Annotated in this window: 12 protein-coding genes; 6 read left to right on the plus strand and 6 right to left on the minus strand. The window is 70.1% G+C overall.

Going from position 1 to position 13,722, the window contains the following annotated elements:
- Positions 1 to 30: 30 nt before the first annotated feature.
- Positions 31 to 810, minus strand: a complete 780-nt coding sequence (locus tag Vlu01_RS12600; protein ID WP_203998064.1) for a phosphodiesterase — start codon at positions 808 to 810, stop codon at positions 31 to 33.
- A 187-nt stretch (positions 811 to 997) separates the two neighbouring features.
- On the opposite strand from Vlu01_RS12600, the gene Vlu01_RS12605 reads away from it, so the two are divergent.
- Entirely contained in the window at positions 998 to 2,416 is a 1,419-nt protein-coding gene (locus Vlu01_RS12605; RefSeq protein WP_203998066.1) for a sensor domain-containing diguanylate cyclase, read from the plus strand.
- Positions 2,417 to 2,612: 196 nt separating this feature from the next.
- Here Vlu01_RS12605 and Vlu01_RS12610 read toward each other — a convergent pair whose 3' ends face one another.
- Together Vlu01_RS12610 and Vlu01_RS12615 are read right to left on the minus strand one after the other, a co-directional pair.
- Positions 2,613 to 3,674 carry an aspartate-semialdehyde dehydrogenase gene (locus Vlu01_RS12610; RefSeq protein WP_203998070.1) on the minus strand — a complete coding sequence of 354 codons (1,062 nt, stop codon included), beginning with the start codon at positions 3,672 to 3,674 and terminating at the stop codon, positions 2,613 to 2,615.
- Between the two features lie 5 nt (positions 3,675 to 3,679).
- Positions 3,680 to 4,945 (minus strand): aspartate kinase, encoded by a 1,266-nt coding sequence (locus Vlu01_RS12615; RefSeq protein WP_203998073.1) that lies wholly within the window; start codon positions 4,943 to 4,945, stop codon positions 3,680 to 3,682.
- Positions 4,946 to 5,167: 222 nt separating this feature from the next.
- On the opposite strand from Vlu01_RS12615, the gene Vlu01_RS12620 reads away from it, so the two are divergent.
- From Vlu01_RS12620 to leuA, 3 genes are all read left to right on the plus strand, one after another.
- Positions 5,168 to 6,007, plus strand: a complete 840-nt coding sequence (locus Vlu01_RS12620) for a hypothetical protein (protein WP_203998076.1) — start codon at positions 5,168 to 5,170, stop codon at positions 6,005 to 6,007.
- 85 nt (positions 6,008 to 6,092) lie between these two features.
- Positions 6,093 to 6,641, plus strand: a complete 549-nt coding sequence (locus Vlu01_RS12625; protein WP_203998079.1) for a nitroreductase family protein — start codon at positions 6,093 to 6,095, stop codon at positions 6,639 to 6,641.
- 235 nt (positions 6,642 to 6,876) lie between these two features.
- Positions 6,877 to 8,634: a 2-isopropylmalate synthase gene (leuA, locus tag Vlu01_RS12630; protein WP_203998082.1), complete on the plus strand. Its 1,758-nt coding sequence runs from the start codon at positions 6,877 to 6,879 to the stop codon at positions 8,632 to 8,634.
- Between the two features lie 95 nt (positions 8,635 to 8,729).
- Here the strand turns inward: leuA and Vlu01_RS12635 are convergent, their stop codons facing one another.
- On the minus strand, positions 8,730 to 10,202 hold the full coding sequence (locus tag Vlu01_RS12635) for an MFS transporter (RefSeq protein WP_203998084.1): 1,473 nt from the start codon (positions 10,200 to 10,202) through the stop codon (positions 8,730 to 8,732).
- A 108-nt stretch (positions 10,203 to 10,310) separates the two neighbouring features.
- On the opposite strand from Vlu01_RS12635, the gene Vlu01_RS12640 reads away from it, so the two are divergent.
- Both Vlu01_RS12640 and Vlu01_RS12645 read left to right on the plus strand, forming a co-directional pair.
- Entirely contained in the window at positions 10,311 to 10,970 is a 660-nt protein-coding gene (locus Vlu01_RS12640) for an HNH endonuclease family protein (RefSeq protein ID WP_203998086.1), read from the plus strand.
- Positions 10,952 to 11,359, plus strand: a complete 408-nt coding sequence (locus Vlu01_RS12645) for a hypothetical protein (RefSeq protein ID WP_203998088.1) — start codon at positions 10,952 to 10,954, stop codon at positions 11,357 to 11,359. The genes Vlu01_RS12640 and Vlu01_RS12645 overlap by 19 nt, the downstream gene beginning before the upstream one ends.
- A gap of 81 nt (positions 11,360 to 11,440) precedes the next feature.
- Here the strand turns inward: Vlu01_RS12645 and Vlu01_RS12650 are convergent, their stop codons facing one another.
- Together Vlu01_RS12650 and Vlu01_RS12655 are read right to left on the minus strand one after the other, a co-directional pair.
- Positions 11,441 to 12,553 carry an ABC transporter ATP-binding protein gene (locus Vlu01_RS12650; RefSeq protein ID WP_203998090.1) on the minus strand — a complete coding sequence of 371 codons (1,113 nt, stop codon included), beginning with the start codon at positions 12,551 to 12,553 and terminating at the stop codon, positions 11,441 to 11,443.
- The gene (locus Vlu01_RS12655; RefSeq protein WP_203998092.1) at positions 12,550 to 13,665 is read right to left on the minus strand and encodes an ABC transporter ATP-binding protein; all 1,116 of its coding nucleotides are present in this window, start codon (positions 13,663 to 13,665) and stop codon (positions 12,550 to 12,552) included. Before Vlu01_RS12655 ends, Vlu01_RS12650 begins: the two co-directional genes overlap by 4 nt.
- Between the last annotated feature and the right edge of the window lie 57 nt (positions 13,666 to 13,722).

The following is a 13,722-nucleotide window of genomic DNA, read 5'->3' on the forward strand; positions in this document are numbered from 1 at the left end:
GCGCGGATCGGCCCCGCGCCGTGGGGATGCTCAGAAGCCGCAGGTCATCCCGGCGGTGTGGCTGACCTGCACGGTGTGCGTGACGCAGCCCGCTCCGGACACCACGTGCAGCAGCAGCGCGGTGGGCTCGGCGACCCAACCGATCCGCTCGTCGTCGCTCATGGTCAGCGTCGCCTGTCGCCAGGTGCTCGGGGCGACCGACAGCACCGTGCCCGCGAAGGTCGCGGTCACCGGACGGTGCAGGTGGCCGGCGGCGACGCGTACCACGTGCGGGTGTCGGAGCAGCACCTCGGCGAGTTCGTCGCCGTCGGCGAGCCGGATCGAGTCGGCGACCGGGATGCCGACCTCGACCGGCGGGTGGTGCAGACAGACCACGGCCGGCACGTCGGGGCGCGCCCCCAGCACCCCGTCCAGCCAGGCGAGCTGTTCATCGCCGAGTCGCCCTCCGTCCGAGCCGGGCACGAGGGAGTCGAGCACGACCAGCGTCGCTCCGGGATGATCGACCTGGTAGTACGCGGAGAAGCCACCGCCCAGCCAGGGGGTGCCGCCGAAGGCGTCGAGCAACGACTCCCGGTCGTCGTGGTTGCCGGTGACCAGGTGCACCGGCAGCGGAAACCGCCCCAGCACCTCGCGCAGCACGGCGTACTCATCGGGGCGACCGTGATCGGCCAGGTCGCCGGTGATGACCACGCAGTCGGGTCGGGGGTTGAGCGCCAGCACCCGGCCGAGCGCCCGGTGCAGGCCGGCAGCCGGCTCGGCACCGAGGACACCGGTGGTCAGGTGCGGATCGCTGAGGTGGGCGATGAGCATCGGGCCTCCACTCGACCGGAAAAACCCACGCTATCGCCGCCGAGCCCCGCCGGTGGCCCACAGGCCGTGTCCACACCCTGTGGATAGCACATGTGTACGACCGCAGCCGGCTCTCAGTCCCGGCTGAGTACGCTTGATCCGCGACCCGGCGCCACCGGGAACGGATCCGACCTGGGACGACGTAAGAGTGGATCACCAGCAAGTCATCCGTGACGTCACGGTCCGCCTGCCCATGGCGTCGACCGTGGCCGAGGTCTGCGAAGCGACCGTCGACGCCCTCGCCCAGCACACCCCCGCCACCATCGCCGTCCTGTTGCACGTGCAGGGCCGGCTCCGCTGCGTTGCCGCCACCGGGTCCTGGCAGGTCTTCGCCACCGTCGCGCCGGACGCCGGAATCGTCGGACGGGTCTACACCGGTGGGCGTTCCGCCGTCGTCCCGGACGTCGCCGCCGACCCCGCCCACATCCCGGTACGCCCCGACGTCACCGCCGAGGTGTGCGTACCGGTGCTGAATCCGGCGGGCCGGACCATCGGGGTACTCGACCTGCAGTGGACCGGGCCGACCGACCTGGTCTGGTGGCGGAAGGTCGCCGAACGCATCGCCGCCCGCCTCGGCGCCCGCATCTCGGCACTCGGTGGCCCTGCGGAGAGCCGCAGTGAAAAGCTGCTCCGGCACGCTTCGGCGATGACCGCCGCCACCACTGATTGGGACCTCATGACCGCCGCGATCGCCGCAGCCCGGGACGTGTCGACGCTCGCCGCGGCCGTCCTGCTGCTCAGTGGCCGGGGCGGCCCGCGACTCGGTGCCCCCACGATCGCTCCGGGCGACCTGGAGACCCGGGTGCGTGCCGAGTTGGCCGAGCTGGACGCCCCGGCACTCGCGCGCGTCATCGACCGGGCGCACCGCTACGGGGCCGGCTACACCCTCGGTGAGGCCGGCCATCCACCGACCGACGAGCACCAGCCGCTGGTCCGGGCCGGCGTACGCACCCTGGTGGCGGTGCCGTTCGGGCCGCCGGAGCGCGGCGGGGTGCTGCTGGTCGCCGACGAGCGGCTGCTGCGGCCGGACCCGATCACGGTCAACCTGCTGGAGCTGTTGGCCGGGCAGGCGTGGAGTTGCCTGGACCGGCTACGCACCCTGGATCGGCTACGCGAGCAGGCCAGCTCCGACCCGCTGACCGGGCTGCGGCACACCGGCCCGTTCGGCCAGCGGATCGCCACCGTGATCCCCGGCCGCACCGCCCTGCTGGCGATCGACGTGGACGACTTCAAGACCGTCAACGACACGTACGGCCACCAGGCGGGTGACCAGGTGCTGATCGGGCTGGCCCGGGCGCTGGAGGATGCCCTGCGCCAGGGCGACGAGTTGTATCGGATCGGCGGCGACGAGTTCGTCGCGGTGATTGAGGTGAGCCGCCCCGAGGAGGCGGTACGCGTCGCCGAGCGGCTCACCGAAGCCGCGCGCCGGGTGGGGCGCACAATCAGCGTCGGAGTCTCCCTGCCCCGCCCCGGCGAGTCACCCGAGCTGGCCCTACGCCGCGCTGACCAGGCCCTCTACGCGGTCAAACGCCAAGGCCGCGACGGCGTCCACCTCTCCGCCGCCTAACCCCCACCCCCACCCCCACCCTCCCCCTCCCCCTCCCCCTCGCCCTCCCCTTCCCCCTCGCCCCGGTGATCATGAGGTTGTTACCCCGGAGAGCGCTCCCGAGCGACAACAACCTCATGATCGACGCGAGCGGGGGGTGGGGTGGGGGAGGGGAGGGTGGGTGGGGAGGGTGGGGTGGGGGGTGGGGGTGGGTGGGTTAGGGGCGGGGGAGGGCTTGGGCTAGGAGTTCGGCGATCTGGGCGGTGTTGAGGGCGGCGCCCTTGCGGAGGTTGTCGCCGGTGACGAAGAAGTCCAGGGCCCGAGGGTCGTCGACGGCGCGGCGGATCCGACCGACCCAGGAGGGGTCGGTGCCGACCGCGTCGATCGGCATCGGGAACTCGCCGGCCGCCGGATCGTCGACCACGATCACTCCGGGCGCGTTGCGCAGTACGCCACGAGCGCCCTCGGCGTCGATCTCCGTGGCGAAGACAGCGTGCACCGCGACCGAATGGCCGGTCACCACGGGTACCCGTACGCAGGTGGCGGAGACCTTCAGGTCACGCAGCCCGAGGATCTTGCGCGACTCGTTGCGCATCTTCATCTCCTCGGACGACCAGCCACCGTCGGTCAGCGAGCCGGCCCACGGGACCACGTTGAGCGCCAGCGGTGCGGGGAACGGGCCGAGGTCGTCGCCGACCGCCTGCCGCACGTCGCCGGTACGCGAGCCGAGCAGCCGATCACCTGCCACCTTGGTCAACTGGTCGTGCAGCGCGTCCGCGCCGGCCTGACCGGCTCCGGAAACCGCCTGGTACGAGGCGAGCACCAGTTCCCGCAGGCCGTACTCGCGGTGCAGCGGGGCGACCGCGACGATCATCGCGAGGGTGGTGCAGTTCGCGTTGGCGACGATGCCCCGTGGCCGGTTGCGCACCTGCTCCGGGTTGATCTCGGGCACCACCAGCGGTACGTCGGGATCCATCCGGAAGGCACCTGAGTTGTCCACCACGATGGCGCCGCGACCGACCGCGATGGGCGCCCAGTGGGCGGCGACCTCGTCCGGCACGTCGAACATGGCCACGTCGACGCCGTCGAGCGCCTCCTCGGTGAGGGCCTGGACGGTCAGTTCCTCACCCCGGCAGCGGATCTTGCGCCCGGCGGATCGTTCGCTGGCCAGCAGCCGGATCTCGCCCCAGACGTTGCGCCGCCCGGTGAGCAACTCGCACATCACCGTGCCGACGGCCCCCGTCGCCCCGACCACGGCCAGGGTGGGCAGGCCGGTCACGCCCGCTACCGCCCCGTCCCCGCGTACACCACGGCTGCGGTGTCGCCGCCCAGGTCGAAGGCCTCGTGGATGGCACGGACCGCCGCGTCGAGGTCGGTGTCCCGGCAGACCACCGAAACGCGGATCTCCGAGGTGGAGATCATTTCGATGTTCACCCCGGCCTGACCCAGCGCGGCGAAGAAACCGGCGGCCACCCCCGGGTGCGAGCGCATCCCCGCGCCGATCAGGGAGACCTTGCCGACGTGGTCGTCGTAGAGCAGGCCCTTGAAGTTGACCGTCTCCTGGATCTTGCTGAGGGCGGCCATCGCGGTCGGACCGTCGGCCTTCGGCAGCGTGAAGGAGATGTCCGTACGGCCGGTGCCCTCGGTGGAGACGTTCTGCACGATCATGTCGATGTTGATCTCGGCCCCCGCGACGGTGTCGAAGATGCTCGCGGCGGCACCCGGCTCGTCGGGCACCCCGACGATGGTGATCTTGGCTTCGCTGCGGTCGTGGGCGACCCCGGTGATCAGTGCCTGCTCCACAGAGAGATCCTCCATCGCTCCGGTGACCATGGTTCCGGTGTTGGTCGAGTATGACGAACGGACATGGATCGGCAGCCCGGCCCGCCGGGCGTACTCCACGCTACGCAGGTGCAGCACCTTTGCCCCGCAGGCAGCCAGCTCCAGCATCTCCTCGTAGGTGATCTGCTTGATGTGCCGAGCGTTGGGCACGATGCGCGGATCGGCGGTGAACACCCCGTCCACGTCGGTGTAGATCTCGCAGACGTCCGCGCGCAGCGCCGCGGCCAGCGCCACGGCGGTGGTGTCCGAACCACCGCGCCCGAGGGTGGTGACGTCCTTGGTGTCCTGCGACACGCCCTGGAAGCCGGCGACGATGACCACCGCACCCTCGTCCAGCGCGCCCTTGAGCCGCCCCGGGGTGACGTCCATGATCCGCGCCCGGCCGTGCACCGATGTGGTTATCACGCCCGCCTGGGAACCGGTGAACGAGCGGGCTTCGTACCCCAAATTGTGTATCGCCATGGCGAGCAGCGCCATGGAGATCCGCTCGCCGGCGGTGAGGAGCATGTCCAGCTCTCGTCCGGGCGGCAGGGGACTCACCTGGTTGGCCAGGTCGAGCAGTTCGTCAGTGGTGTCGCCCATCGCGGAGACCACCACGACCACGTCATCCCCGGCCTTGCGGGCCGCGACGATGCGCTCGGCCACCCGCTTGATCCGCTCGGCGTTGGCGACGGAGGACCCGCCGTACTTCTGCACTACGAGTGCCACGACGGTGCACTCCCTCCCGGTTGCCCTGAGCGTGCCGACGCCGCCGGCACCGGGGCCGGCGGCGCGGGTCGGACGACCTCAGGGTATCGGTCGGCTCTGACCGCCGGGTCAGGTGATCCCACGATCCGGCCCCCGGACACGGCGACAGTGGCCTGCGACACGCCGGAAACGCCAGCCTTTCCGGGGGTGTCCCGAACCCTGCCCAACACCCAGAATGACCGAGTGCCCGCCGCCCATCATTCGATCCGCCGACGGACCGTCGCGCTCGCACTCGCCGTGCCCGCTCTCCTCGTCGCCTGCTCACCCGACCCGCCCGCCGATCCCGCACCGCCACCGACCGTCGCGCCACGCCCGGCCGGTCCCGACGCGGCCCGGGACGAGTTGGCAGCCCTCGCGGCCGCCGCGCAGGACCGGCACCTGATCGCCCGGTACACGTTGCGGGTGGACGGGGTCGCCGACCGTCTGATCGTCTTCACCAGCGCGAACGACGGCAGCTGGCGGATGGACGTGCCGGGCGGCGCGCTCGGCGGCACCCGCGACATCGCCCTGGCCGCCAATGCTGACGGGTTGTTCCAGTGCGGGCTGCCGTCGGCCACCCGGCCGGAGCCGGCGAGCTGCGTACGCCTCGGTGAGCGGGACGACACGCTGCCGCGGCGACTGGATCCCCGGGTGCAGCATCCCTTCACCGACTGGCTGGATGTGCTGACCGACCGGCGCGCCCCACTGGCGGTGTCGCCGGCCATGGTTCTGCCCGAGGCGACCGGCAGCTGCTACTCGGTGGAGACCACCGCGGCGTCGATCAACCCACCACTGGACGTCGGAATCTACTGCTTCGACGCCGACGGCACGCCGACCGCGGTACGAGCGGCGTTCGGCACACTGACGCTGTCCGCTCCGCCGGAGCCGGCTCCGGGCACGGTGCAACTACCCGGCCCGGTGTTCGAGGGCGAGCCGCTGGGCATGGAAGCGCCTTCCGTGGAGCCAGCCGCGCCCGACGGTCTGGATGCCACCGATGCCGCCACTGAACCGACCGGCGCGGATGAGCGCGCGGGAACGCTCTAGGGGTTTGTTCCGTTACGGGTGTCATTGCCCACATTCATCCGACCCGACCGTCCGGGTCAAAACGCCCATACGGGATGCTCTTCGCATGACCGACATCACTCCGCTACTCGCCTTCCGCTGGAGCCCCCGCTCCTTCGACCCGATTGCGGAGGTGACCCCGGCCGAGGTGATGACCCTGCTGGAGGCGGCGCGATGGGCCCCCTCGATCGGCAACCGGCAACCCTGGCGGTTCACTGTCGGGCACCGCGAGGACGAGACCTTCAAGCGGATCCTGGTCAACCTGTCGGCGTCGGAGCAGCGGTGGGCCGCCCGGGCGAGCGTCCTGGTGCTCACCGCGTATCACGCCAGTGGCAACCCGTTCGCGACGTACGACCTGGGGCAGGCGGTGGCCCACCTGACGGTGCAGGCCACCGCGCTGGGGCTGCACGTGCGTCAGGTGACCGAGCTGGACCATCCCGGCCTGATCGCCGACCTCGATCTGCCCACCGACGTGCGACCGTACGTGGTGTCGGTGGTCGGGCAACTCGGTGATCCGTTCAGCCTTCCGGCCGACCTGCTGCGCCAGGAAACCTCGCTACGCCACCGTCGACCACTGGCCGACCTGCTTCTGAGCTGCACAGACAGCGCAGTTTGAGGTCACCGCTGCGAGTCTCGTCCCAAATGCCGGACGCACCTTCCCAGACCACGTCCCATCACGTAGTGTCACTCTGTCATGTGGCAGGCGCACCTTCTCCTTGGTCGCCGCGACGAGGCCTGACGGCCGGCACCTCGTCGCGGAGTCGAACCGCGCCGCCAGCATTTTTGGATCATCCTCGGCATCGCTGCCGACCTCCACCGCTGACGTCACATGACCACGGGAGAACTCCGCCATGGCTCACCCAGCCGGCACCACCGACATCGACTCCGATCCGATCGCCCAACAGCGCCCGAGCCGGATGCCGTACACCCGGTACCAGCCGTACCAGCAGCAGTTCCGAATCGACCTGCCGAATCGCACCTGGCCGACCCGACACGTCGAGGCCGCCCCGCGCTGGTGCGCGGTCGACCTGCGGGACGGCAACCAGGCGCTGATCGACCCGATGTCACCGGAACGCAAGCGCCGCATGTTCCAGCTCCTGGTGCAGATGGGTTACAAGGAGATCGAGGTCGGCTTCCCGTCGGCCAGCCAGACCGACTATGACTTCGTCCGACAGTTGATCGAGCAGGACCTGATCCCCGAGGACGTCACGATCCAGGTGCTGACCCAGTGCCGGGAGCACCTGATCGACCGCACCTTCGAGTCGCTGCGCGGGGCCCACCGGGCGATCGTGCACTTCTACAACTCCACCTCGACCCTGCAACGCCGGGTGGTGTTCGGGCTGGACCGCGATGGCATCACCGACATCGCCACCAGCGGTGCCCGGCTCTGCCAGAAGTACGCCGAGATCCACACCCCGGACACCGAGATCTTCTACGAGTACTCGCCCGAGTCGTACACCGGCACCGAGCTTGAGTACGCGCTGGAGGTGTGCGCGAAGGTCATCGAGGTGGTCGACCCGACCCCGGACCGGAAGCTGATCGTCAACCTGCCGGCGACCGTCGAGATGGCCATGCCGAACGTGTACGCCGACTCGATCGAGTGGATGCACCGGCACCTGCCCCGACGCGACAGCCTGGTGCTCAGCCTGCACCCGCACAACGACCGGGGCACCGGAGTGGCCGCCGCCGAGTTGGGCCTGCTGGCCGGGGCGGACCGCATCGAGGGCTGCCTGTTCGGCAACGGCGAGCGCACCGGCAACGTCGACCTGGTGACGCTGGGGCTGAACCTCTTCTCCCAGGGCATCGACCCGATGATCGACTTCTCCGACATCGACGAGATCAAGCGAGCCGTCGAGTACTGCAACCAACTGCCCGTGCACGAGCGCCACCCGTACGCCGGCGACCTGGTCTACACCGCCTTCTCCGGATCCCACCAGGACGCCATCAACAAGGGTTTCGCCGCGCTGAACGCCGACGCGGTGGCGGCCGGAGTGCCGGTCGACGAGTTCACCTGGGCGGTGCCGTACCTGCCGATCGACCCGAAGGACCTGGGCCGCAGCTACGAAGCGGTGATCCGGGTCAACTCGCAGTCCGGCAAGGGTGGCGTCGCGTACATCATGAAGACCGAGCATCAGCTCGACCTGCCCCGCCGGCTCCAGATCGAGTTCTCCGGCGTGGTGCAGCAGGTCACCGACCACGACGGTGGTGAGGTCGACCCGACCACCATGTGGCAGATCTTCGCCGGGCAGTACCTGCTCGACCACCAGCGCGATCCCTCGGTGTCCCTGACCGAGTACGCGATCGGCACCGCCGACGGAAAGGTCGAGATCACCGCCCAGATCCACACCGACGGACAGTCCCGCTCGATCACCGCGATCGGCAACGGGCCGATCGACGCGTACGTCAACGCGCTCGGCTCGGCCGGCGTGAGCGTACGCGTGCTCGACTACCACGAGCACGCACTCTCCTCCGGCGGTGACGCGCAGGCCGCCGCGTACGTGGAGTGCGAGGTGCAGGGACGCACGGTCTGGGGTGTCGGGATGGACGCCAACATCGTCACCGCCTCCATCAAGGCGGTCACCAGCGCCGTCAACCGCGCCCGAGGCTGAGTTGCAAGGAAGGGCCCCTTGTTAACGGATTCTGTACAGGAAGGGGCCCGGGTTAACACCAACCTTGTTAACCCGGGCCCCTTCCTAACTCCGGTCTACCTCGGAGTGGAGGTCGGCTGCGAGCCATGGGGCGGGGCCGGTGGCGGCCGACGGACCGGACGGTGCACCAGCAGAGCGGCGATGAGGGCACCGGCCAGCAGCAGACCGGCGCACCAGAGCAGCGCGCCACGGTAGGCGGCGGTGAGTTCGGCGGGTTGTTCGTACCCGGTGCCGGAGAGCCCGACCAGCAACGGCAGGGCAGCCACCGCGAGCAGCCCACCGACCCGCGAGGCGGCATTGTTGAACCCGCTGGCCACTCCCGCGAAACGGTCGTTGACGGCGGCCAGCACCGAGGCGGTCAGCGGCGCCACGACCAGGGTCAGCCCAGCTCCGAAGATCGCCACCCCGGGTAGCACCTGCTGCCAGTACGATGCCCCCGGCTCGACGCCGCGCAGCATCAGCAAACCGACGGCGGCCAACACCGGTCCGACGGTCAGCGGCAACCGAGGTCCGATTCTCGTCGACAGCGCACCGGTGACCGGTGAGCCGACCAGCAGCAGCAAGGTCATCGGCAGCAACGCGACACCGGTGAGCAGGGCCGACCAGCCGATCACGTTCTGCAGGTACACGGCGATGAAGAAGGTGAACCCGCCGAGGGCCGCGTAGACCAGCACGGTGAAGAGGTTCAGCACCGAGAACAGTCGGCTGTGGAACAGGCCGACGGGCAGCATCGCGGTCTCCCCACGCCGCCGTTCCAGGAACACGAACGCCACCGCGGCGACCACCCCGGCCAGGACCGCCGCCACCACCGCCGGCGAGTGCAGACCCCGACCCGGCGCGTCGACCAGGGCGTACGTGACACCGGCCAGCGCGAGGGCACCGAGCAGCGCGCCGGCCACGTCGAACTGGCGGGTTCCCCGTTTGCGAGAGGCGTTCTCGTCCCGGCTCTCCGGGACCCAACGGAGCGCCGCCAGCACGACCAGCACCGCCAGCGGCACGTTCAGGAAGAAGATCCATCGCCAGGAGAGCGCATCGATCAGCCAACCGCCGATGAACGGCCCGAGTGCGGTGGAGACGCCGGACAGTCCCGACCACGCCCCGATCGCCTTGGCCCGGTCGTCAGGATGGAAGCTGGCCTGGAGCAGCGCCAGCGAACCCGGGGTGAGCAGGGCTCCACCGGCACCCTGCAGGAACCGTGCGGCCACCAGCCAGTCGATTCGCAGGGCCAGCCCGCAGAGGACGGAGGCGACGGTGAACCAGACGATCCCGAGCAGGAATATCCGCCGACGCCCGAAGCGGTCACCCAGCGCCCCACCGAGCAGAACGAAGGCGGCGAGCGTCAACAGGTAACCGTTGATGGTCCACTGGAGACCCGCCACCGACGCGTCGAGTTCGGCACCGAGGCGAGGCAGCGCCACGTTGACCACGGTGCTGTCCAGGAAGACCATGCCCGAGGCCAGCACGGCGGCGGCGAGGGTGCCTCGGCCTGCGCTGCTGCGCAGGCGGAGGGGGGACGAGGGTTCAGCCATGGTTACCAATCTGCCGTGCACCATCCGTCAGACACCACGAAACGCCGAAACCCTCGCCGGGTACTGTGCGGGATCGCCGGAAGCCCGCAAGCTGGAGAGGTGTCGTCTGTGCGTACCAGATCAGGATCGCGTGCCGTGGTGGCGCTCGCGCTCACCGCGGCGCTGACCCTCGGCGTGGCCGGCTGCGTCCCTCTTGAGGAGGAGCCCCTCCCGCCACCGAGCGGCAGCGGCAACATCAACCAGATGCTCTCCGAACTCACCGTCGCGGAGGCAGGCTCGATGCGTGGCTACAGCCGCAGCCGTTTTCCGCACTGGCGCAAGACCGGCCAGAACTGCGACGTCCGGGACACCGTCCTGGAGCGTGACGGCAAGGACATCGAACACTCCGGCTGCAACGTGATCGGGGGCCGGTGGGAGAGCGTCTACGACGGACGTACCTTCACCGACCCCTCCGACGTGGACATCGACCACATGGTCCCGCTGGCCAACGCCTGGCGCTCCGGTGCCGACGAATGGGACAACTCAAAGCGCGGCGACTTCGCCAACGATCTTGACCGACCGCAGCTCTTCGCGGTTTCCGCGTCCTCCAACCGGGCAAAGGGTGATCAGGACCCGTCCCAGTGGAAGCCGCCAAACCGGTCATACTGGTGCCAGTACGCCGGGGACTGGGTGGCGGTGAAGCACCACTGGAAGCTGACAGTTACCAGTGCCGAGCAGGCCGAGCTGGCCGACATGTTGGAGGGCTGCACATGGGAGAGCAAGCCGTAACCGGCGGCGAGGACGCGACGGCTACCGGCAGCCCTCCGCCCGGCCCGGCCACGGCCGGCATGACCGCCGACGGTGCTGCCGGGGGCGAGGCGGAGGTGCCGGGTGCCGGAATGACCGCCGATGCCGGCGGTGCCACCGGCCCGCAGAGTCGCAGCGCCGACATCGTGCCGGGCCCGGGCGGCGTGATGACCGACGAGGTCGGCGTGGTGACCGGCGAGTTGACCCTGCGTACCGACTTCGCCGACGGGCGGGTCAGTCTGCACGTCCAGTACAAGGACGCCGACGAGTGGTACGCCGTCACCGGTGGCAGCGCTCCGCTGGCCGACGCCGCCGGCTTGGACGCCGTGCACGGCATCGCCGTCGGTCTGCTGCACCGCCCGGAGGGCTGACCGCCGCGGCGCGACAGCTCCAGGCGTTAGGAAGGGCCCCTTCCTATACCGCAGGCGTTAGGAAGGGGCCCTTCCTTGCATCTAGACGAAGGAACCGGGCTCGGTGGGGGCGGAGACGACGGACGGTTCCTCGCCCTCTCCCGCCGGCCGGACAAGCTCCACGCTGACCTGGTGCGGGCGTAGCTCCCCGCTCGCGATCTGCTCGGCCCAGTGGCAGGCGACCCGACTGCCGCCGATCTCCCGCAGTTCCGGCCGCTCGTCGGCGCATCGGGTCGGCTGCGCCCACGGGCACCGGGTGTGGAAGCGACAACCCGGCGGCGGGTTGGCCGGCGACGGCAGGTCACCGGCGAGCAGGATCCGCTCCCGGCGGTCCTCCACGTCGGGGTCCGGCACCGGCACCGCCGACATCAACGCCCGGGTGTACGGGTGCAGCGGCTCGGTGTAGAGCCGGTCGCTCGGTGCCTCCTCGACCAGTGCCCCCAGGTACATCACGCCGACGGTGTCGGAGATGTGCCGGACCACCGCCAGGTCGTGCGCGATCACCAGGTAGGTCAGGCCCAGGTTGTCCTGGAGTTCGTCGAGCAGGTTGACCACCTGGGCCTGAATCGACACGTCGAGCGCGGAGACCGGCTCGTCCGCGACGATCAGTTCCGGTCCCAGCACCAGCGCGCGGGCGATGCCGATGCGCTGCCGCTGGCCGCCGGAGAACTCGTGCGGGTAGCAGGACAGCGCCCAGCGCGGCAATCCGACCTGGTCCAACGTCTCGCTAATGATCTTGCGACGACCGTCCCGGTCACCACCGATGCCGTGCGTCTGCAGGCCCTCGGTGAGGATCGACTCGACATTCTGCCGAGGGTCGAGGCTGGACATCGGATCCTGGAAGATCATCTGCATCCGTCGACGCATCGCGCGCAGCTTGTTCGGTGCGAGCGTGGTCAGCTCGACCCCGTCGAAGGAGACCTCCCCCGAGGTCGGCGGCGTGAGCTGGAGCAGCGCCCGCCCGAGCGTGGACTTGCCACAGCCCGACTCGCCGACCAGTCCGTAGGTCTCGCCCCGCGCGATCCGCAGATCGACGCCGTCGACCGCCTTGACGTGGCCGACCGTACGGTCGAACAGCACCCCCCGCTTGATCGGGAAGTGCACCTTCAGATCCCGTACGTCGACGAGGACGTCACCCCTGCTGCGCTCGCTCATGACGTCTCCTCCTCGCTGGGAGCGGCGGCCAGACCCGGCACGGCCGGCGGGTCGTTCGGCACCGCCTGCGCGGGTACCGAACCCGGCGTGGCCTGCCCCGGCACCACCTCTCGAACGTCCTCGCCCGGCGTCAGCCCCGGCACCGGGGCCGGGTTGACGCAGCGGTAACTGCGACCGTCGTGGGTCAGCACCAGCTCCGGCGGCTCGCCGACACAGGCGTCCACGCGCCGGGCACAGCGCGGGGCGAAGGCGCAGCCGTCCGGCCAGGGCAGCAGGTCACGCACCGAGCCCGGGATGGGGTTCAGCCGCTCACCACGCCCCGCGTCCAGACGCGGCACCGAGCTGAGCAACCCCACGGTGTACGGATGCCGGGGCTGGCGGAACAGCGGACGTCGCCGTGCGGTCTCCACCACCCGGCCGCCGTAGAGCACGTTGATGGTGTCGCACATGCCGGCCACCACGCCCAGATCGTGCGTGATCATCACCAGCGCGGTGCCGGAGTCCCGGACCAGTTCCTTCAACAGTTCCAGGATCTGCGCCTGGATGGTGACGTCCAACGCGGTCGTCGGCTCGTCGGCGATGAGCAGCCGGGGCTGACAGGCCACCGCCATGGCGATCAGGGCACGCTGACGCATCCCGCCGGAGAGCTGGTGCGGGTACTCCTTGAGCCGCCGCTTCGGGTCGGGGATGCCGACCCGGTCCAGCAGCTGCGCCGCTTCCTTCGCCGCCGCCTGACCCTTCATCCCGCGGTGCCGGGTCAGTACCTCGGTCACCTGGATGCCGATCGGCACGACCGGATTCAGCGACGACAACGGATCCTGGAAGATCATCGCGATGTCCCGGCCCCGGATGTCCCGCCGCGACCGGTCGTCGATCTGGAGCAGGTCGGTGCCGTCGAAGACGGCCTTGCCACCGACCTGGACACCGGGCTGCCTGGGCAGCAAACCCATGATCGCCAGGGAGGTCACCGACTTGCCGCAGCCGGACTCGCCGACCAGGCCGACCACCTCGCCCGCGTCGACGGAGAAGGAGACCCCGTCGACGGCCCGAACGGTCCGCTGATTGCGCCGGGCGAAGGTGACGGACAACTCTTCGACATCAAGCAGTGCCATGCCGCACCGCCCTTTCGTTCACGGCTACGGAGATCGCGTACGCACGTCTCATGCTCG

The organism is Micromonospora lutea (genome assembly GCF_016863535.1).
Taxonomy (GTDB): domain Bacteria; phylum Actinomycetota; class Actinomycetes; order Mycobacteriales; family Micromonosporaceae; genus Micromonospora; species Micromonospora lutea.